The following is a 20,759-nucleotide window of genomic DNA, read 5'->3' as shown; positions in this document are numbered from 1 at the left end:
AAATTAACATAAAAACTGTTTTATTTTTTTCATTTGTCCCAAATATAGTTAATTATTTACCATATTATAGCATTTATGGCTTTTTTTGATCATAGTTGGTTTGTGAGAGGGATGCTGAAGTTTACTCCCCATCGCTTTTGGCTTTCCTGGTCATTAATTCGGTAGTTTTTTTGTAACTTTAATGTCGATTTTACAAATGGAAATTTGAATACCACTTCGTTAATTCTCCCCCCTCTCCAAAAAACTTACTGGACTTTATGTGTCATCCTATGGCATGGAAGTATTTTAAAAATACCGCAATTACAGGTAATTAGCCTTGAGAGAAAATGAGGGAAAGCCGAAAACCAAATAGAGTAGGCGAAATTAAAATTAGAATACTATGAAAAAATCAATTTTGATGATGCTATTAGTAGTTACGCTTGTGGCATTCGTAAACGTGCAGACCGTAAATGCTCAGGATAAGAGTGAACCATGGCCTGGCGTAACTAAGAAAGTTTTAGTAGATAACGATAAAGTTAACGTATCGGAAGTGACTTTTGCTCCCGGAGCCGTTGCGGACTGGCACGAACACCCGCAGTATACGGTTTATGCAGTAACCAATGTGAAAATGAAGGTAGAAGTAAAGGGTAAAGAAGACACCGTTGTTGAAATGAAACCCGGTCAGGCGGGATATTCACCGGCAGTAACCCATAAAACCACAAACATAGGAAAGAAGCCCTTTACCGCAATTGTGTCCGAAATTAAATAGAGATGGTATACAAAATTGAAAAGTACTTATTACAATTAAACCCCTAAGGAATTTTACTGCTTTAGGGGTTTTTATTACAAGCATAAAGCGTGTTGCTTACCTCACACATCCCTCCGCTGCGCAAAGTCTCTCAACTTTGAGCTATACTTTAAATACAAGCTGTGACGGTAACATGTGGTAGCTTTTTGGTTGAATAGGTTTGTGATTTTTACTTGATGAGTCCGTAAAGTCGGGAGACTTTGCAGAGCTGCTAAAACTCTAACTTCTTTTTGTATATTTAGCTTTACTAATAAACAAACAGAAGGGACAAAAGTCCCCCGCTTGCACTAGCATCGGGGAAAATAACAACTCGAAAGATTAATTAAACAAATAGTATTAGTATGAAAAAGTTACAATTCAAAGTAAGCATCAATGCACCTGTGACCAAGATTTATGATTTTATGCTTGGCATCAGCAGTAAATCAACGTATGAGCAATGGACTTCTTTGTTTAACCCGACATCGACCTATGAAGGAAGTTGGGATAAGGGAAGTAAAATGCTATTTGTCGGAGTAGATGAGAATGGAGAAAAGGGAGGTATGGTTTCCAGGATCGCTGAAATCATTCCCAACCAATTTGTTTCGATTCAACATTATGGTCTTTTAAAAGCGAATAAGGAAATTACCGAAGGACCGGAAGTAGAAAAATGGGCAAACGGATTTGAAAACTACACCTTCGAAGAAAACAACGGCACTACAACCGTTATTGTTGACTTAGACACCGCTGAAGATTTTTTAGATTATATGAACGAGAACTACCCAAAAGCGCTCGATAAGCTGAAAGAACTTTGTGAAAAATAACAATCCCGATAGCTATCGGGACAGGAATATCTTAAAAACACAAAGAAGTAAACACAGCCTATAACAGCGCCCGCATACCCCGCTGCGCAAAGTCTCCCGACTTTGAGCTAAAAGTTGTGACGGTAAATTGTTGCAGCTTTTTGGGTAGGTTTATGAATTTATACTTGATGAGTCCGCAAAGTCTCCCGACTTTGCGGAGCTGCGTTAGCAGTAATTTTAAACATGACGAAATGAAAAATACTATTACAATAATTCTATTATTCGGATTAACTGCATTATTTGGGCAAAATTTGAAGTTCGATGTAATGGTTAAATATTCTATTTCACGAAATGGATCCAATTCTGAGAGAAGTATTTATGGAATATCTACAAATAGCAATTACATAATGCAAATCTTAAATAATCATGATGGAAGTCAAACTGCTCATGTTTATGATTTAAAATCTAAAGAAAAATATGAGTTCAATGTAATAGAGGAAAAATCTAATAATAAAAGTGGCGAATTTAAATTTGTACACTCAAATACTATTTCTTATAGTAGTTATTTTCCTCATCCGTCACAGGCAAAAAATGTGCATTTTAATTTTGAAAAAGTTTCAGCAGAAAATGATATTGAAACTGTCAAATTGACTTTTTATAAAAACAAATCCAAAACCAAACCATATGAAAATTTTGAATTAAAGATTTTAAATTCAGATCTTAATTTATTTCCTCTGTTTCGTTTTACTTGTTTACATCCTACGGAGTTCATCACTGAACTAAATTATGTCAAACCAGGATTGGTCACATCTGCGATTTCTGAAAACGGATTAGTAAAATACATATTAAAATCTTTTGAAGAAGCAAGTTTAGAATTATCATTACCAAATTAGAACTACTGCTAAAGTCGGTTTTGAGCAAGCGGGAATTTAAGGCAAAATTTAAAGGTGATTTTATATGAACGTAGAAGAACAAATCGAAACGTATATTACCAGTCAGCCCGAACCAAAACGCAGCGACATGCAAGCGCTGCACTGCCTCATTTTAGAAGTAAAACCAGGATGTAAATTATGGTTTTTGGATGGTAAAGACGATAAAGGTAAAACGGTTTCCAACCCTAATATAGGATATGGACTTCACACCATACACTATGCAGATGGTACAACCAGAGAATTTTATCAGATTGGTATCAGTGCAAACAAAACCGGAATCTCTGTCTATATCCTTGGGATTGATGATAAGACCTGCTTGTCCAAAGCGTATGGAGAAAAAATCGGCAAGGCGAGCGTAACAGGGTATTGCATTAAGTTCAAAACGCTGAAAGATATAAACCTAGAAATACTTGAAGCGGCAATACGATATGGGTTTGAGGCGCGGTCCTGAAAGCTATCGAAATACTTTAACTTTTAAATGCAATTGGTTATCAATGTGAAATTGCATCGGACAGACAAAACCGGCCGCTAATAACTTAATCGGTTCTTTTTCCATTGCTCTTTCGACATTTCAAATTTCACTTCGTTACCGCCATGCATGCCGTTTTGTGTCCACCCCGATTTTCGGTAGAATGCTTCAGCTCTGGTTCCGGGAGCGGTGCCGAGCCAAACACTTTCTTTTCCGGTGGAGAAATACCAGTCCAACATGATTTGCTGAAGTTTTGTGCCGATGCCTTTGCCCTCGAATTCGGGTTGTAAGAACAGCGCCCAGATATTGTTTTCTTTAAGGTCGGCAATCGCAAATCCAACAATCTGATTGTTAACCTCGCAAACCCAGCCTTTGCCGCGTTGGGTTAGGAATTCCTCGCAATCGGAATCCGTAACCAAAGCGGGATTGGATAAGGTATTTTCTTTTACCGAATTTCTTACGACCTGAATCTGTTTGATGTCTTCAATTGTTGCTTCGCGGAATGTCATGTTTGGTAGTGGTTTAAAAAGTGGTGGCAATGCATGTTGTTGTTATTAGTGGTAGCGGTTTTTCAAGGAAGGATTCCATTGTTTAGCGCTTTCTGCTTTCCGCCAATTTCATGGCTTCAAAGGCATTAACGATGCCGCCACTTTTAGATAGTTTGCCGAAAGTCACCTGTTCCCTGTTGTCTTTTTTTAATTCCGGTATAAGAACCTTTTGATTTTTCAGATTGGTGGAAGAATCAAGCAATATGCTAATCAGTTGTTGTGGTGTCAATTCGGGATAGTATGACAATATAAGCGCAGCAATGCCACTTACCACGGGAGCCGCTTCGCTGGTTCCGCTGTGCATGCTGTAGGTGTTCTTTACATCTGTGGTCACGATATCTTCCCCGGGAGCAAAAATGTCAACATGCTTTTGTCCATAGTTTGAAAAGATACAAACTAGGGAATTGTCTACCGTTTTTCCGGTGGCACCCACATTGATGAAATTAGTGGCCTCTGATGTGTCATTATAACAATCACTTGGATAATGTACAAATTCATCAATGTTTTCGCCATCATTCCCTGCGGCGTGTATCAGTAAGACATTTTTTTTCTCAGCCAGCTTTATGGCATCATCGACGAAATTCTTTTGAGGAGAAAAGGCCTTTCCAAAACTCATGTTAATGATGTCGGCCCCATTTTCAACGGCATATCTGATGGCCAGTGCCACGTCTTTATCTCTTTCATCTCCGTTGGGAGTGGTTCTTAAGATCATCAGTTTGACGTTGGTGGAGATGCCGTCTATACCTATCCCGTTATCTCTTGTTCCGGCTATTATACCTGCCAGCGCGGTACCGTGGCTGGCCCTTGGACCAATAACATCAGGATTGCCATAATGGTTGTCGTTGATGTCATTCGGATTATCGCCGGTAAGGGCTCGCGGATTAAAATTAACATTCAGATAGCTGTCTAAAAATTCGGCATTCCTTTTTTTGGAGCGGGTTAATGATTGCTCGGAAAAACCGTTGCCATAGATTCTTTTTAAAAAAGCAAGCGCTTCTGATAAAGCATTGTCAGTAGGAGTGATAGTGGTGAGGTCATCCAACTTTGTTACTTCTATGCCAGTCTTTTCCTTTACAAAAGTTTTGGCATTGGTGTATTTTTCGGAAAACCGCATCAGATTTTCTTTTTCTTTGGTTTTCTTGTCTAATTCTGCTTCATATAGTTTTTTAGCTGCCTTATAATCTTTGGCATCGGCTCCGGATTTATATACCCGGGTGTATTCAAGATTCTCATAATTGATGTTCTCTCCTTTGTTATTGCCGATGAAGTTCCATCCATACAAATCGTCTACGTATCCATTGCGGTCATCATCGATATTATTGTTTGGGATTTCATCCTCGTTGAGCCATATTTTTCCTTTCAGGTCTTCATGGTTAATGTCAACCCCGCTGTCTATGATGGCCACTATAATTGTTTTCTTTACTTTTTTGCTGCCAAGTAATTCTTTATAAGTTTTATCGACACTGGTGCCCATGATCTGGTTGTCTTTCAGATCAGTGTTATGCCAGTTCAGGTCAGAAGACTTAAAAGCGTTAGCTGAGGTTTCCTGGGCATAGGCAGTATTGAGTGAAACGGTCAGTAAGGCAATAGAGGAGATGATTATTTTCATAGGGTAGTTTTTGGTATTTATGTTTTTGGTAGTACTCTAACTTAAAGTGGCTGAATTATATGTGTTTTGTGTGCGTGAAATCAAATATACAAAAAGGGCCCTGGGCTTTCCCTTAAGGCCCTCTTGCTTAAAATAGTCGATAAGAATGGTTTTTACAACTTAAATCCCAAAGTAAAATTGAGGGTGTTCATACTGGCCATTTTTCGGTCGACACCGTCTTTTTTCATATCTGTCAGGTCACTCTGCACTTCGTATCCGATGCCCAGATTTAAAACATCGGTAACTTCAAATTTAACGCCGAGCTGTGTTGAAAAGCCTAAATTCCATCCCAGATTGGAATCACTGTAGTTACCTGCAATCGTTTCTGTTTCCTGTTTAAACTGGTGGTTTCCGTAAAATCCTAAGCCGGCGGTTAAAAAGATGCGCTGGTTTTCCGGTTTGTTTTTATAAATGCTTACGTTGCCATGTGCAATTAGAGGAAAACGTAAATAGGCGTTTTTTATGCTGGCGGTGTTTCCGTCCAGGGTTCTGTTTCCGTAAAATTCGTAATACCCCAAACCCGTTGCGAGGTTAAAAGCCTTACCCAATTTCATCGATAGTAAAAAATCGCCACCATTAATGTTTCCGTTGGTTGGTGCGCTCCCCGTTTCCTGAATTATTCCGGATCCTAATTTCGCTATGACAAGTACCTCGAATTTGTTTGTTGGATTTTCGGAAGTGGTTGTGGTTGATTGCGCAAAAAGGGCAAAGGAACATAATAGTAAAGTGAGTGTTAACAGGTTTTTTTTCATGGGGTTTTTTTATTGGTAAGTTTAGTATAACGTTGGTTGTTTTATTTAAGTTTATTTGTCAGGTGCTGTAAATCGGTAAATATTCTCTGTTGACCGAATACGCTCCGTTTGGAACACAAGTTCCGATTTGCTGTTTTATCTCGCATTGCGAATATAGAAAAAAAATCATACTGTAAGAATTCGGTTGTAAAACCAACAAATATTTTAATATATTTATCAACCAAAACAACGAAGATGAATAAAATTGCGTTTTACCTGACCCTTTTTGTGGCGGCAATCACCTGCCTGCAGTTTATTCCCCACGCCTTTTTGGGTTTTCCTGCTGTATTGGAACATATTGCCAAAGGCGAAATAAGGGAACCCGCCGCCCAGGGCATGCAGATGATCTGGTTGTATTCGTCCATTATGATGTTGTTGTCCGGCATCTGGATGTTTTTTTTGGCGAAGCCCATTAAAAACGGGAATCCATCGGCACGACTTCAGGGTTTGTTATTGTCTTTAGGATTGATTCTTTTCGGAATGGGATGCAGTTACGTCGCCAACGAATTGTTTAATCATTTATTTTTCTTCACAGTTGAAGGCGTTTTGCTGCTATTGGCGACGACTGTTTTCTTTAAAATCAACAATATCAATAATCATGAGTAATAAGGATATCAAGAGAGTGACCGGACTGGGTGGTTTTTTCTTCAAATGCGATGATCCTAACGCGACCAAAGACTGGTATAAAAATCATTTGGGCATTCCGGTGGATCAGTACGGCTGGACGTTTTGGTGGAAAGATAAGGCAGGGAACGATTGCTCCACGCAATGGTCGCCTTTTCCGGCAGAAACCAAGTACTTTGAACCGAGTCAGAAACAATTCATGATGAATTTCCGGGTAGACAATTTGGAAGCGCTTCTGGAAGTCTTAAAGGAAGAGGGTGTAACTGTTGTGGGTGAAATGGAGTCGTATGAGTATGGAAAATTCGGGTGGATTCTCGATCCGGAAGGTAATAAGATTGAACTTTGGGAGCCTGTCGATAAGGCGTTCCTGTAGTGAAGTATAATTTGAAAAGCAGTAATTAATCAAAAACTAAAAATATGGAGGTTACTAAACCAAGAGAGGACTGGAATCAGCCCCAGCCGCAACAAGAGAATAAAAAAGTGATTGCAGGGGTCATGGGTATTTTATTTGGAGGATTAGGTGTTCATAAATTCATTTTGGGATATGTCCAGGAAGGCATCCTTCAGATTGTCATCACCATTATAACCTGCGGAGTGGGGAGTTTGGTTGGCTTTATTGAAGGGATAGTGTATTTGACAAAGACAGATCAGGAATTTTATGAAACCTATCAGATGAATAAGAGACCTTGGTTTTAATATTTTGCTGATACTGTCGCAATGTTTGGATTGTGACCTTATTGTAAAAGAAAAGCGCCCCTAAAGGCGCTTTTGCTTTTTATGTGCTGTAAACTAATTACTCGATAACGATTTTCTTAGTTTCTTTACGCTCACCGTCTTGAACTGTTACGATGTAAATCCCAGTTTGAACTTTGTTCAACTGTAGATTCTGATTGAATGTTCCGGTGTTTTGATATTCGTTTTCGAATACTAAACGGCCTCTCAAGTCGTGAACACCAATTTTAATTTCATTAGATGAATTTGATGTAAACTGAACGTTGAAATTACCGTTGTTCGGGTTAGGATAGATTGAGAAATTCTCTAAGCCGAAGTTTTCAGTAGAAAGTACCGGTACTGATACAGTTTTACATAACTGAATTGTAAATGTGTTAAATCTTGCAGTGGCAATATTTGAATCTACAACGTTATCCTTGAAATAAATTTTCCAAGTACCTGCACTATTGTTACCGTTAAAGCCATTTATGTTGGTAGTTGAGAAAGGCAAGAATGCACTTGCGAAATTACTGTCTGTCGTTGTTGCACAGTTTAGGGCAGCACCTGAAGTGTCAAACCATTTATTCAAATTTGCACCGGTACAAGTAGGGTTGTTATACCACAAGGCAGTATTCAGAGCCGTTTGCCAAGGAGCCATAAGTAATAGGTTGAACTGACCAATATTCGGATGTGTTACATTGGCATAAAAATTAGCGTCTGTAATGGTGAAAGAATCAGCAACAGTTAATGAAATACCTGGATACGAATTGTCTGCGCTCTCTGTTATGGCAGCGTTTAAGTTAAAAGTGTAATCAGAACATTGGTTTTGTGTTACATAAGTATAGTTACCAACGGCAATGTTTTTTGTGTTAACATTAAAGAAAATGTTTCCGGAGGCTTTTACCATTACTCTACAATTAGCAGAACTAACAGCAGGGACAGTTATTGATTGAGTTCCGTCATTTGGAGTGTTCGCTAAAAGTACTGTTGAGAAAGTAGCGCCATTATCGGTAGATAATAAAATATCTACGTTAGTTCCACCTGCACTTCCATTGGTGTTGTTCACATCCCAGGTAATAGTTTGTGTCGAAGCAGGTGCCCAAACGATACCGTCTGTATTTTGTGAAGTAACGGTAAGAGGACCTCTTGTGTCATCAATAATAACAGCAGTATTGGCAAAATTGGTTTGTGCAACTTTTATTGGTGCCGTACCGCTGTAAGCAACGTTGTCTCTAACTGTCAGTCGGAAGTTTAATGTTCTTGCAACTGAGCTTAATGCTTCAACAAGAATAGCATCACCTTGAGTTGTGGTTGATCCGTTCAGAATAGAGTTCATTGTAGGGAAATAACGTACCGGAGAACTAGAATGGGTGTAATCCCTAAAGTTAGGGCCGATAGTTTTGGTTGCGGAAGCCGCACTGTTCGCTAAGGTTTGTGCAGCAGAATCATTATCGTATTGTTCCCACATATAAGTAAGGGCGTCTCCTGCGTTTGCATCAGTAGCCGATCCTGTTAGTTTGAAAGGGGTGCTTTTTGGGATAGTGTAGCTTGCTGCACCGGCGTTAGCTACCGGAGTAGCATTGTTGATTGTAGATATTACAGGACATGTTTTTCCGGTTAAATTCGCTTGAATCTGAGCTATGGATGCCGCATGGTATACATCTATGGAGTGAGCAGCAACATTCTGGTTGGTGATACCCGCATACCCCATGATGGTTATTCCGGAGCCTACTTCCATATTTACTCCTGTACCTTCATTCCCGTGAGAGAAAGTGTGGTTTGCTCCTAACTGATGTCCAACTTCGTGAACTACATAGTCAATGTCGAAATTGTCTCCCTGAGGGATTCCGTCTCCAGGAGAAGTGTACCCACTCCCTTTGTTTTTGTCTGCAGAGGATGCAGTGTCGTTCACGCATACACATCCGATACAACCTGCATTTCCGCCTCCGCCTGATGCTCCAAATAAGTGACCGATGTCATAAGCGTTATTGTTTGCCAGTAAAGTCGTTCCTGTACCTGTAAGACGTGTACTTAAAGTGTTTTGTAATTCGGTATTCCATGCTCCTTGAGATCCGGTAGCAGCAGCAGAATACGGGTCAGTTAATGGGTTGTAAAAAATTACGTTTGTGGATTGTGCAATCAGGTTTAAGTGTAAGCCTAAATCTTTCTCATAAACGCCGTTACAGCGTGTTAAAGTATTGTTGATAGCAGCCAAAACCAAATTTACCTGAGCCGCACTGCTGGCTCCGAAATAATTGGAATATTCAGCCGTTACCGATTGCGCTAATCTCATTGTACGTAGTTTCCCGTCACTGAATTTTCCGGCAAAATTTTTGGCTTTTGGAGAAATTCCGTCGAACATCTCAGCATCCGCTGTAGAACAAGTCCAAGGTAGTTTTCCTTTTTCTCTTTGAGATTTGAAAACTGCATATATTTTATGGTCCTGAGAATACGGCTCAATGAATTCATTTGGTTTGTCAGCTCTGAATACCATAGTCTGTATTCCTTGAGGAGAAATACTTAATTTTAACGTAGCGTATTTGTCCGTAATCCCTTTTCCTGAATAGGCTCTGATTTCCGGGAACTGTGCCTGTAAATCAGCCTCGAAGTTTGAAGCCTCGTACATCTCAAATTCCTCCAAAGCACCATCGGCGTTTGGTATCGTTATGATTACTTTTTGGTTAGGTGATGCGTTTTGCGCAGCCAGTAATGTTTGTTTGATGTGATTCAGATTCAGTTCAAACAAATCAAACTGTTTTGGGAAAGAAACTCGCGCTACTGCTTTGTCGGTAGCAAGCTTGCTGCTTTCACCTTTGAAGGCAGACCAAAACTTGTCATTTTGAGCATATCCGGTAGATAGTGCAAATGCAGCAATGGCCAGGAGTAGATTTTTTTTCATTTTAGTAATGTTAAGTTTGTGTCAAAATTAGAGATTTTTTGTAAAATTCCAAATTTCAATGAATTAAATAAAAAAAGGTGTCAAAAATTGACACCTTTTTTTGCTGTATTGCTAATTTATTTTATAGAAATTTTCTTAACTTCTTTTCTGTCTCCATCCTGAACGGTTACTATGTAAACGCCGGATTGTACGTTGGTAAGTTGGATGTTTTGATTGAATATGCCCGCGTTTTGATATTCTTTTTCAAAAACCAATCGGCCTCTCATGTCATGAACTCCAATTTTAACGTTGTTTTGTGTGTCGGAAGAAAATTGAACATTAAAGTTTCCATTGTTCGGATTCGGGTATAACGTGAAATCCTGTAAACCGAAACTTTCAGTTGCTAACGTGAATGTTTGTGTACATACATTGATTGACCATGAGTTGATCTGTCCCGTATCCTGAAGGGCAAAATCACTGGCCAATAGTGTCCATGTTCCATTTCTCGGCTTATTGTTAAACGCTGATAAAGGAGAAGACGGGGCAAAAGTTCCTGTCATATTGGCTACACAAGTGAAAGCAGGGGAGCCGTCGCTCAGTGTTATGTTGAAATTGTCATTTCCGGCACAAGCTCTTCCCCATAAAGTCACTTGAGTATTGTCGGGATGATTAAGAGCGATTACTAAGTCTGAAGGCCAAGAATGGTTTACATTAAGATTAACATCTACATCGTATATGGTTCCAGTAATAACAGGTACACTGATTGTGTTATTTACTACTGCGCCGGGGCCACCTGCTGTTGCATCAGGAATTACAAGTGGAGTAGTATTGGAGTACGTGTTACATGTGGTAGTGATAGTATATCCGATTGCGAAATAAGCAGCATTCACATTGAAGAAAACATTACCCGATGCTTTTACCATAATTCTACATTGTTGTGCGGCAATGTTTGGCACCGTAATGGTTTGCGTTCCGTCGTTAAGGGTGTTCGCCAGTAAAACTGTCGGGAATGTCTGGCCGCCATCCGTAGATAATAAAATATCCACATTTGCTCCGCCGGGACTTGTGTTGGTGTTGTTAACAGTCCAGGTAACGGTTTGCGTTGAGCCTTGGGTCCATGAAATCCCGGACGTTGCCTGAGATGTCACTGTAAGAGGGCCTTTTGCAGCGTCAACAGTTACCAGTACGTTGTCAAAATTTGTTTGACCTCCTCCTGCAATATTGTCTCTTGCGGTCAATCGGAAGTTTAGGGTTCTTGCTACCGAGCTTAATGCCTCAACTACAATTCCTCCGGGTCCGGTAGATGTTGTTTGGCCATTTAGAACTGCACTCATTACAGGGAAAATTCTTGTTGGAGATGTGGTTGGTTCAAAAGATCTCCAGTTAGGGCCGCCTGTTTTTGTTGGAGAAGCAACGCTGTTTGCACCTGTTTGGGTTGTGGCTGAATCCATTTGTTCCCATGTATAAACTAATGGGTTTCCGTTTGGATCTGTGGCCGAACCGGTAAGCATAAATGGAGTGCTGATTGGAATTGTATAATCTGCTCCGGCATTTACTGTGGGAGTTCCGTGTGTTATGGCTGTTGATGTGGGACATGTTTTTCCTACCATATTCGCCTGAACCTGAGCAATACTTGCAGCATGGAAGTAGTCATCAGAATTCATTTGTACATTGTATGATGTTATTCCGGCATAACCCATAATTGTTGATCCTGATCCCGGTTCGACATTAACGTTGTACGGTTCTGATCCATGTGAGAAGGTGTGGTTTGCTCCAAATTGGTGGCCCAATTCGTGTGCTACGTAGTCAATGTCAAATGTGTCACCTGCGGGAACTGCATCAGCTGGGGAGGTTATTCCGCGTCCTTTGATTCCGTCTGTACAAACACACCCGATACACCCGGCACTACCGCCGCCACCGTCTGCACCGAATAAGTGTCCTACGTCGTAGTTGGCTTCACCGATTATAGTTGTTAGGGTGCTCTGTAATTCAGCGTTCCAGTTGTTCATACTTGCAGATGGGGAGTATGGATCTGTGGCAGGATTGTAAAAAATAACATTGTTGTTTGCTGCAATGATATTCATGCGAATCGCGAAGTCTTTTTCAAATACTCCGTTTACACGTGTCATTGTAGCATTGAAAGCAGCGTTAACTAATGCGACCTGAGCAGCGCTAGAGGCACCGAAATAGTTTGCATATTCAGCCGTGCAGGAAAGGGCTAATCGGAATGTCAGTAAGTTTCCTGTACTTGATCTTGACGTAGCGGCTTTTCCGGATAGGTCATTAATTAAAATTTGGTCGGGTGTTGAACAAGTGAAAGGGAGTTTTCCTTTTTCTCTGCTTGAGGAGAAAACCGCATATACTTTTCCGTCAGCAGAATATGGCTCCATGAACTCATTTTTTTTGTCAGCTCTGAAAACCATTGTTTGGATTCCTTTCGGGTCGATACTTAAACGTACCTGAGCATATTTGTCGTCAATACCAACTCCTGCATACGCTCTGATCTCCGGAAACTGTGCCTGTAATTCAGGGTCAAAGTTGGAGGCTTCAAACATTTCGAAACGTTCTGTTTTACCATTTGTGTTGGGAAGGGAAATGATAACCCCACTTTTTCCCTTTTCTGTTCTGTTTGGAGCAGAAAGCAAGGTTTGCTTTAGGGTGTTCAGGTCTAGACTATACAGCGTATAGTTTTTTGGGAAGCTCTCTCTGGATGCCGTTTTAGATACGGTCACATTACCGTTTTCGGCAGGCTTCCAAAAGCGGTCTGTTTGTGCATGTCCTTCTGTGAACATCAACGCCGCGGCTGCTAAGGTTAAAAGTAAAGTTTTCTTCATTTTTTAGTAAAGTTAATTTTTTTCGAATTTACGAATTATTTTGTTATTTAAATGTATTTTCAATAATATGAATAAAAAAAGCGTCATATTTGACGCTTTTTTTGTGGTTCTTTATTTTATAATAATCCGTTTTGTTGTTTTGTAGCTTCCGTCCTGAACCGTGATTAAATAAACACCGGCTTGTGGGTTGTTCAATTGCAGGTTTTGATTGAAAATATCCGTGTTTGGATATGATTTTTCAAAGATAATTCTTCCGCTTACGTCATATACATTAATTTTAATGTCGTTTCCTGACGTTGATTCGAACTGTACATTAAAAGCACCGTTGTTTGGATTGGGGTAAATCACGAAATTTTTAAGGTTGTTTTCCGCAACTCCTGCCGTTTGTACCGTACAGATGTTTAAGCTCCAACTATTTATGGTTCCCGAGTCGTTAGTTGCCTGATCGATTATCCTCAAGGTCCATGTCCCTGTTGAAGTCAGTCCGTTAAATGCGGATAAAGGTGACGAAGGTGTAACAGTCCCTGAAATTCCAGGACAGATAGGAGTAGCGCCTGAGTCGTCAAATGTAGCACTTATATTTGCATTGGTCGACCCTGAATCGCATGGTCTGTTGTATAATTGAACCACAGTTCCGGTTGGACTTGTTAGTGTTCCTACCGTATCACCAATCCATGTGTGATTTACATTCATGGTAACATTTACATCGGAAATTGTTCCTCCGGCGGCAATGGTGATGGTAGAAGTACCCGTTCCATTGTCCGGAACCGTAATCGGGATATTAGTGGAGTTGGTGGTTGAGCAAACCAAATTTCCGGTTGTGAATTTGAAGCCAGTACTATAAGTCCCACTGCAGGAAACGTTTTTAGGAAGCACTCTCCAGTAGTAGTTTGCAGCTTGTGATAAACCGGATACACTGTAAGAGGTCGTAGTGGAGTTTCCTGAACGGATGATGTTCGTGAATGCAGGATCTGTAGCAACCTGGACATCATACGATGAAGCATTGCTGTTTGCTGCCCATGTTAAGTTCAGACTTACGTTTTGCCCCACGGCATTGTTGGCCGGTGTGGATAGTGACATTGCTCCGAAGTTTGAATTGAATAATTCAAAATAAAACGGAACAGTTTTACTTGTGGCTCCAGAAGTTGCGGTGACAATAATATTGTGAATGCCGGCCGTACTTCCTGCAGTGTTGCTGATTGTCATGGTGACGGTTCCGTTTGTGTTGCTCATGGAAGTCGGGGAAAAGCTAACGGTTGAGCCTGCTGGGTTTCCGGTTGCGCTGAAAGTGGTAGTGCCACTGAAACCTGCCAATGCTTTATAGTCGATAACATATGAAAGATTTGCGCCCTGACAAGCGGATTTAAATTGTTCGCCAGCAACCCCATTGTAGCCTACAGCAAAGGAGGAGGTTGGTGCTGCTATGGTAAAGTTTGTATTTGAAATATCGAAGAAAATATGATTGTTTCCTTTTACCATAATTCGGTTTGCGGTTCCGATATTGTTAGGAACTGTTATTGTTTCCGTTCCGTCATTCGGAACTTTGTTGGCTAAAAGAATCGGATAAGTCAATCCTCCGTTGGTCGATAAATAAATATCTACATAGTTGCAGTTCACACCATTTGCAGTCGTTCCTGCAACGGCCCATGTAACAGTTTGATTGGTACCTACGTTCCATGATACAGAGGTGTTTGGGGTGTTCACCGTAAATGGTCCGGCAACCACATTGACAGTAACTACAGTGTCATCATAACCTGTTTGTCCGCCTAAAACATTATTGTCTCTTGCTGTTAATCTGAAATTTAATGATCTTCCGACAGAGCTCAAAGCTTCTGCAACAACATCTAAGCCTGCAGTAGTGGCCTGATTGGCAATGACAGAACTCAATTTAGGAAAATATCTTGATGGTGTGGTACTTGGAACGTAATTTACCCAGTTCGGTCCTATTGTTTTATTGGCGCGGGCAGCACTGTTGGCAGCTGTTTGTGTACTACCGTCATCATTTTGCTCCCACACATAATTCAAGGTGTCTCCGTTAGGGTCTGTAGCGGAACCTGTTAAGATAAACGGTGTGCTTTTCGGGATGGTGTAGTTTAATCCAGCGTTCACTACCGGTGCGCCATGTGTTAATATGGTGACCGTAGGACATGTTTTGGATAACATGTTGTTTTGGATTTGATTGATGTTCGCGGCATGGAACACGTCAATGGAGTGAAGATGTGTGTCATAAGGAGTGATTCCGGCATAGCCCATCACTGTTACACCTGATCCGACTTCCACGTTCACGCCGGCACCTTCATTGTTGTTTGAGAAGGTATGGTTGCCCCCAAACTGGTGTCCCATTTCGTGAGCGACGAAGTCAATATCGAAATTGTCGCCAATTGGAGCAGTGCTCGTAGTGTAACCGCTTCCTTTTCCGTTATCGCATACGCAACCTATACATCCGGCATTTCCGTTGTTTCCGATTGCAGAAACCAAATGGCCAATATCGTAGTTGGCATTTCCGATTACATTGGTCAGTGTGGTTTGTAAGTTCGCGTTATAGTTGGCATCGGTATTTCCGTATGGATCAGTGGCACTGTTGAGGTAAATTACGTTTGTTGTGGAAGCGATTAACGTCATGTGAATGGCTAAATCTTTTTCGAAAACGCCGTTTACCCTTGTCATCGTGTTGTTGAATGCCGTTACAACCGCAGCCTGAGTTCCCCCGTGATATGCGGCATATTCTCCTGTACAGGACATGGCCAGTCTGAAATTGAGAAGTTTACCGGAGCTTGATTTTGATTCGACTGATGATTTTAATTCGGAGAACATTTTTTTGTCATCGGTGGTGCATGTGAAAGGTAATCCTCCTTTATTTCTGTCGGAAGTATATACAGCATGTATTTTTCCGTCAGCTGAGTAGGGTTCCATGAATTCGTTTTCCCTGTCATTTCTGAAGACCATGGTTTGGATTCCTTCGGGTGAAATGCTCAGTCTGATTTGAGCGGTTCTGTCATCAATCCCTTTACCTGCATAGGCTCTGATGTTTGGGAATTGCGCCTGTAAGTCCGCGTCAAAGTTGGAGGCTTCGAACATTTCGAATCGTTCCAGATTGCCTTCCGCGTTAGGGATTGAAATGATAATGCCTTTCGGGTTTTTGTCGAATCGGCTTTGTGCTTGATTCAGTGTTGATCGGAGTAACTGAAGATCCAATTGAAAAAGTTTGTATTCCGAGGGAAAAGAGGATCGTTTCACTTTTTTTGAGGACTCAATTTTTTGGTCTGGACTGGGTTTCCAGACTTTTTCAGTTTGTGCTTCCGAGGCTAAAGTGCCCAGAAAAGCTACAAATGAGAATAGTAAGATTTTTTTCATTTTTTAGTTAGTATTTTCGGTTAAGGTTTCAAAAATACATTTTTTTTTACATTTTTAACATAAATGTTATATTTTATATATTTTTAGAAAGAGAGTTGGTATTTAAAAACAATGGTATATCTTTTTTTTGTAATAGGATTACAATAATTACCTTTGCGCAAACATTATCACTTGAAAATAGTTTCATCCATACAGGAATTCAATACGTCAGTAGGGACCGTTGTTACTTTAGGTACTTTTGACGGCGTTCATATAGGGCATCAAAGCATATTGGATAAGGTAACGTCTTCGAGCAAAAAACTGGGCTGTGAAAGTCTGGTGCTTACCTTTTTTCCGCACCCGAGAATGGTCCTGCAGCACGAGTCGGAAATCAAACTTTTAAATACGATTGAAGAAAAAGCAGTTTTGCTTGAAAAAGCCGGAATTGATAATTTGGTGATTCATCCTTTCGATCAGATTTTTTCGCAACTTACCGCTGAAGAATTCGTTAAAAATATTTTAGTGGATAAATTCAATATCAGAAAAATCATCATCGGATATGATCATCGTTTTGGAAGAAACCGAACCGCTACTATTGAAGATCTGATTCGGTTTGGAGAACAGTATGATTTTGAAGTCGAGCAGATATCGGCGCAGGAGGTAGATGCGGTTTCTGTCAGTTCCACAAAAATCAGGACAGCATTGGATCAGGGCAATATCGTTTTGGCCAATCAATACCTTGGATATGATTATTTCTTTTCCGGAATCGTTGCCGAAGGCCGAAAACTAGGGCGGACTATCGGCTACCCGACAGCCAATATAAAAATGGAAGATGCTTGTAAGTTAATCCCTAAAAATGGTGTTTATATCGTTTCTTCCGAAATCGATAACAGAACGGTTTACGGAATGATGAATATTGGTGTTAATCCCACGGTTGGGGGTACGACGCAAAGTATCGAAGCGCATTTTTTTGATTTTGACCGGGATTTGTACGGAAAGAAAATCACAATTGCAGTTCATGAAAAAATCCGTGACGAACAAAAGTTTGCTTCGGTGGATGAATTGAAATTGCAATTGGGGAAAGATCAGGATACGTCAACTGCATATATTGCCAATCGTTTTTTATAATGATTTCCCGATTGTTCAGGCCTATAGACAATGCTCCGTTAATTCTTTTCAGAATATTTTTCGGATTCCTTTTTGCCTGCGAATCTTTTGGTGCGATAGCAACAGGATGGGTCAGGGAAAATTTTATCTCACCGGAATTTACCTTTTCGCACATTGGTCTGGAGTGGCTGCAGCCGCTACCGGGATACGGGATGTATTTGTATTTCGTAGTCATGGGGTGTTTGTCTTTGATGGTAATGCTGGGCTACCGATACCGTTTGAGTCTGGGTTTGCTTACCGTACTTTGGGCCGGTGCTTATTTCATGCAGAAGACCTCCTATAACAATCACTATTATTTGTTGCTGCTCATAGCGTTTATAATGCTTTTCCTTCCTGCCGACAGCTATGCCTCGGTAGACGCAAAACAAAACCCGGGTTTGAAGCGGCTGTCCATGCCGGCCTGGTGTTCCTGGGTGATGATACTGCAAATGGGCATCGTTTATTTTTTCGCAACGGTTGCCAAATTCTATCCCGATTGGTTGGACGGTACCTATACAGGGATTTTGTTTTCCGAAATTAAGACCCTGCCTCAGATAGAAAAGGTGTTTCAGAATCCGACGTTTCATGTGTTTATCGCTTATGCCGGTATTGCCTTTGACGGACTCATCGTTCCTTTACTGCTTTGGAAGCGCACACGGACATTGGCAGTTATAGCCTCGCTTTTGTTCCATATTTTTAATTCCGTTTTTCTTCAAATCGGAATATTCCCCTATTTTGCTTTGAGTTTCGCTGTTTTTTTCTACCCGCCGGAGTCTATCCGCGCTGTTTTTTTTAAGCGCAAACCGACAGATGTTCCTCGAACTGAAGTCGCTTCCGGCAAATCAGTGTTCTATTGGTTGTTTATTCCGTATTTTTTGATTCAACTGGCTTTGCCCCTGCGACATTGGCTAATAAAAGGCGATGTTTTGTGGACAGAAGAAGGCCATCGTTTGAGCTGGCGCATGATGTTGCGGGACAGATACGGACTGGTGACCTTCCGGGTAATCGACAAAGAAAACGGTAATCTTCTTTATTATCCTGTGGATAAGCATATGTCACAAAGACAATTTCATGGGATGGCCGCCAAACCGGATATGATCTGGCAAATGGCACAACGTATCAAGGCGGACTATCTGCAAAAAGGAACCGAGGTAAGTGTTTATGTGAATTGCCACGTCTCCGTTAACAGAAAGCCATTGCAGCCCCTGATCGACCCCAAAGTGGATTTGGCAGCGGTGAATTGGGATTACTTTTGGCACAATGACTGGGTGCTGCTTCCCGATGACAGCAAAGCGATTGGAATGTGATTTTTGAATTCGTATCGTAAATTTTTGTAACTTAGTAAGTGTTTGGAAATTAGTCTTTTGTATTTCCAATGGTTTCTTGTTTAATTTAAAAATTTACCATTATGTTCAGCAGAAAAGAATTTAAAAACGGGGTTATTATTTTTCTTGGAATCGGACTGTATTTTCTGTTAATGGAAGTATTGGGTTTGGCCGATCAGTTGTATTTGCGATTCTTTAATATTTTTATTGTTCTTTATGGTGCCAGCAGAACCATTAAGGATAATTATGCAGAGGGTAATTACGAATACATGAACAATTTTATGGCTAGCATCCTGACATGTGTAGTTGGTGTGGTTCTTAGCGTTTTCGGGTTAATGGTGTATATTCACGCTCGCGGTGGAGAAGAATATCTGAGTTCGCTTTCCGATGGATTTATATTCGCAGGAGGAAAAGCCCGTATTAACGAATATTGCATCGGATTACTGTTTGAAGGTATCGCTTCTTCTCTTGTCGGCAGTTTGTTACTGATGCAATATTGGCATGGAAAAATCCCGAAAAAGGAACATTACACAGACGTCTGACGCCTTTAGTGATTGAATCGTTTTAGTTCAAAATTGGTTCCGTCAAACACGCCGTAGGAAAAATAACCTATCCAGTCACCAAGATTGAAATAGTGGGAGTCTCCTTTTAGTAAAATCTCAAGGGGCAAATGTCTGTGTCCGAATACGAAAAAATCATAATGTTTAGTTTCCAGTTTTTTCAGGGCGTATTGGTACAGCCATTCGTTTTCTTTGCCAAGAAATTTAACGTCATCGTCTCCCGAAATCAATTTATTCTTCACCGAAAGGTATTGGGCTAATTTAACTCCGATATCCGGATGAAGCCATCTGAAGAGCCATTTTGAAAACGGGTTGGTAAAAACTTTTTTCATTCGTTTATAACCCACATCGCCGGGACCTAATCCGTCACCGTGTCCGATAAAAAATTCTTTGCCATTAATCGTGAAATGTTTCGGTTTATGGTATACCGGTATATTCAGTTCCTTTTCAAAATAATCGTACATCCACAAATCGTGATTTCCCACGAAGAAGAAGATGGGAATGCCACTGTCGCGAAGTTCGGCAAGTTTACCCAAAACCCTCACAAAGCCCTTAGGGATAACCGTTTTGTATTCAAACCAGAAATCAAACAAGTCGCCTAAAAGAAATAAGGCATCGGCATCCTTCTTGATTTCGTCAAGCCAGGCTACAAACTTTTGTTCTCTGGGAAAACTTTTTTCAGCGGTGGGCGCCCCAAAATGCTGATCGGATGCAAAATAAACTTTCTTAGCTCCAGGGAGTTTCATATAAAAAATAAATGAGGTATCAAATATAGGGAATGTAAATTACTTTTCGATTCGGATTCGTTTAAAGTCAATTAAAAGAGATGTATGTTATAAAGCATCTTCCGAATCCGTATTTGTGACTCGATAGCGGCTGTAAAGGTGACTTTTTTTATCCGTTGCTGAAAATCAATTGTCTGATTGATACCATTCGGCAAAAGAAGACTCGGTTTCCTGAAGTTTTAAGGAATGTAGTTGAATATTATCCGGTAATCGGCTTTTTATCTTCGCCGCAAAATCAACCACCATGTTTTCGCTTGTGGGTTGGTAATCGACTAAAATAACGTGATGTCCTCTGTTTTTCAGCTCGTTTGCCAATTCGATGTGTGGCGTGTTTTGATTAAACACCGTTGCATGATCGAAAACATCAACAATTTCTTCTTTTACGATTTTTTTCAGATCTCCGAAATCAATCACCATTCCGAATTTTACATTCGACGTGTCGGTTATGGGTTTTCCGATTACGGTAACCGAAAGTTTGTAACTGTGACCGTGAACGTTTTTGCATTTCCCGTCATAACCGTATAAGGCATGGCCGGTTTCGAAAGAAAATTGTTTTGTGATTCTGATGTTGCTCATCGTACTTTATTTAGAGGACAAATTTAGTAAATA

At 40.5% G+C, this 20,759-nt stretch carries 18 protein-coding genes; 10 read left to right on the top strand and 8 right to left on the bottom strand.

What is annotated here, in order from left to right; translation table 11 throughout:
• Positions 1-379 precede the first annotated feature (379 nt).
• The 4 genes from FLJC2902T_RS05305 to FLJC2902T_RS05290 all read left to right on the top strand — a co-directional run bounded on the left by FLJC2902T_RS05305 (position 380) and on the right by FLJC2902T_RS05290 (position 2,949).
• Positions 380-748: a cupin domain-containing protein gene (locus FLJC2902T_RS05305; protein ID WP_023578745.1), complete on the top strand. Its 369-nt coding sequence runs from the start codon at positions 380-382 to the stop codon at positions 746-748.
• 380 nt (positions 749-1,128) lie between these two features.
• Entirely contained in the window at positions 1,129-1,587 is a 459-nt protein-coding gene (locus FLJC2902T_RS05300) for an SRPBCC family protein (protein WP_023578744.1), read from the top strand.
• Positions 1,588-1,817: 230 nt separating this feature from the next.
• Entirely contained in the window at positions 1,818-2,459 is a 642-nt protein-coding gene (locus FLJC2902T_RS05295; RefSeq protein WP_035677351.1) for a hypothetical protein, read from the top strand.
• Between the two features lie 64 nt (positions 2,460-2,523).
• Complete coding sequence (locus FLJC2902T_RS05290; RefSeq protein WP_023578742.1) at positions 2,524-2,949, top strand: DUF1801 domain-containing protein; 426 nt, start codon at positions 2,524-2,526, stop codon at positions 2,947-2,949.
• 77 nt (positions 2,950-3,026) lie between these two features.
• On the opposite strand, the gene FLJC2902T_RS05285 is transcribed toward FLJC2902T_RS05290, so the two are convergent.
• The 3 genes from FLJC2902T_RS05285 to FLJC2902T_RS05275 form a co-directional block, all read right to left on the bottom strand.
• Positions 3,027-3,476, bottom strand: coding sequence for a GNAT family N-acetyltransferase (locus FLJC2902T_RS05285; protein WP_023572064.1), 450 nt, complete (start codon positions 3,474-3,476; stop codon positions 3,027-3,029).
• Positions 3,477-3,558: 82 nt separating this feature from the next.
• Positions 3,559-5,124 carry a S8 family peptidase gene (locus FLJC2902T_RS05280; RefSeq protein WP_023578741.1) on the bottom strand — a complete coding sequence of 522 codons (1,566 nt, stop codon included), beginning with the start codon at positions 5,122-5,124 and terminating at the stop codon, positions 3,559-3,561.
• Between the two features lie 152 nt (positions 5,125-5,276).
• Positions 5,277-5,915: a porin family protein gene (locus FLJC2902T_RS05275; protein ID WP_023578740.1), complete on the bottom strand. Its 639-nt coding sequence runs from the start codon at positions 5,913-5,915 to the stop codon at positions 5,277-5,279.
• 234 nt (positions 5,916-6,149) lie between these two features.
• On the opposite strand from FLJC2902T_RS05275, the gene FLJC2902T_RS05270 reads away from it, so the two are divergent.
• Genes FLJC2902T_RS05270 through FLJC2902T_RS05260 form a run of 3 tightly spaced genes read left to right on the top strand, consistent with a single transcriptional unit; the run spans position 6,150 to position 7,274 of the window.
• A complete protein-coding gene (locus FLJC2902T_RS05270; protein WP_035677348.1) occupies positions 6,150-6,560 on the top strand; it encodes a hypothetical protein in 411 nt (136 codons plus the stop codon).
• A complete protein-coding gene (locus FLJC2902T_RS05265; RefSeq protein WP_023578738.1) occupies positions 6,553-6,951 on the top strand; it encodes a VOC family protein in 399 nt (132 codons plus the stop codon). Before FLJC2902T_RS05270 ends, FLJC2902T_RS05265 begins: the two co-directional genes overlap by 8 nt.
• 44 nt (positions 6,952-6,995) lie before the next feature.
• Entirely contained in the window at positions 6,996-7,274 is a 279-nt protein-coding gene (locus tag FLJC2902T_RS05260; protein WP_023578737.1) for a TM2 domain-containing protein, read from the top strand.
• A gap of 97 nt (positions 7,275-7,371) precedes the next feature.
• On the opposite strand, the gene FLJC2902T_RS05255 is transcribed toward FLJC2902T_RS05260, so the two are convergent.
• The 3 genes from FLJC2902T_RS05255 to FLJC2902T_RS05245 form a co-directional block, all read right to left on the bottom strand.
• Entirely contained in the window at positions 7,372-10,188 is a 2,817-nt protein-coding gene (locus FLJC2902T_RS05255; protein WP_023578736.1) for a zinc-dependent metalloprotease, read from the bottom strand.
• A gap of 116 nt (positions 10,189-10,304) precedes the next feature.
• Positions 10,305-13,001: a zinc-dependent metalloprotease gene (locus tag FLJC2902T_RS05250; RefSeq protein WP_035677346.1), complete on the bottom strand. Its 2,697-nt coding sequence runs from the start codon at positions 12,999-13,001 to the stop codon at positions 10,305-10,307.
• 111 nt (positions 13,002-13,112) lie between these two features.
• Complete coding sequence (locus FLJC2902T_RS05245) at positions 13,113-16,355, bottom strand: reprolysin-like metallopeptidase (RefSeq protein WP_023578734.1); 3,243 nt, start codon at positions 16,353-16,355, stop codon at positions 13,113-13,115.
• Between the two features lie 171 nt (positions 16,356-16,526).
• On the opposite strand from FLJC2902T_RS05245, the gene FLJC2902T_RS05240 reads away from it, so the two are divergent.
• The 3 genes from FLJC2902T_RS05240 (at position 16,527) to FLJC2902T_RS05230 (ending at position 19,347) form a co-directional block, all read left to right on the top strand.
• Entirely contained in the window at positions 16,527-17,462 is a 936-nt protein-coding gene (locus FLJC2902T_RS05240; protein WP_023578733.1) for a bifunctional riboflavin kinase/FAD synthetase, read from the top strand.
• A complete protein-coding gene (locus tag FLJC2902T_RS05235; protein WP_035677344.1) occupies positions 17,462-18,787 on the top strand; it encodes an HTTM domain-containing protein in 1,326 nt (441 codons plus the stop codon). Before FLJC2902T_RS05240 ends, FLJC2902T_RS05235 begins: the two co-directional genes overlap by 1 nt.
• A 101-nt stretch (positions 18,788-18,888) precedes the next feature.
• The gene (locus FLJC2902T_RS05230) at positions 18,889-19,347 is read left to right on the top strand and encodes a hypothetical protein (RefSeq protein ID WP_023578732.1); all 459 of its coding nucleotides are present in this window, start codon (positions 18,889-18,891) and stop codon (positions 19,345-19,347) included.
• 5 nt (positions 19,348-19,352) lie between these two features.
• Here the strand turns inward: FLJC2902T_RS05230 and FLJC2902T_RS05225 are convergent, their stop codons facing one another.
• Positions 19,353-20,111, bottom strand: a complete 759-nt coding sequence (locus FLJC2902T_RS05225; protein WP_023578731.1) for a UDP-2,3-diacylglucosamine diphosphatase — start codon at positions 20,109-20,111, stop codon at positions 19,353-19,355.
• Positions 20,112-20,276: 165 nt separating this feature from the next.
• Complete coding sequence (locus tag FLJC2902T_RS05220) at positions 20,277-20,726, bottom strand: 6-pyruvoyl trahydropterin synthase family protein (protein WP_023578730.1); 450 nt, start codon at positions 20,724-20,726, stop codon at positions 20,277-20,279.
• Between the last annotated feature and the right edge of the window lie 33 nt (positions 20,727-20,759).

This window comes from Flavobacterium limnosediminis JC2902 (genome assembly GCF_000498535.1).
GTDB lineage: Bacteria > Bacteroidota > Bacteroidia > Flavobacteriales > Flavobacteriaceae > Flavobacterium > Flavobacterium limnosediminis.
This window is presented reverse-complemented; position numbering and strand designations above follow the sequence as displayed.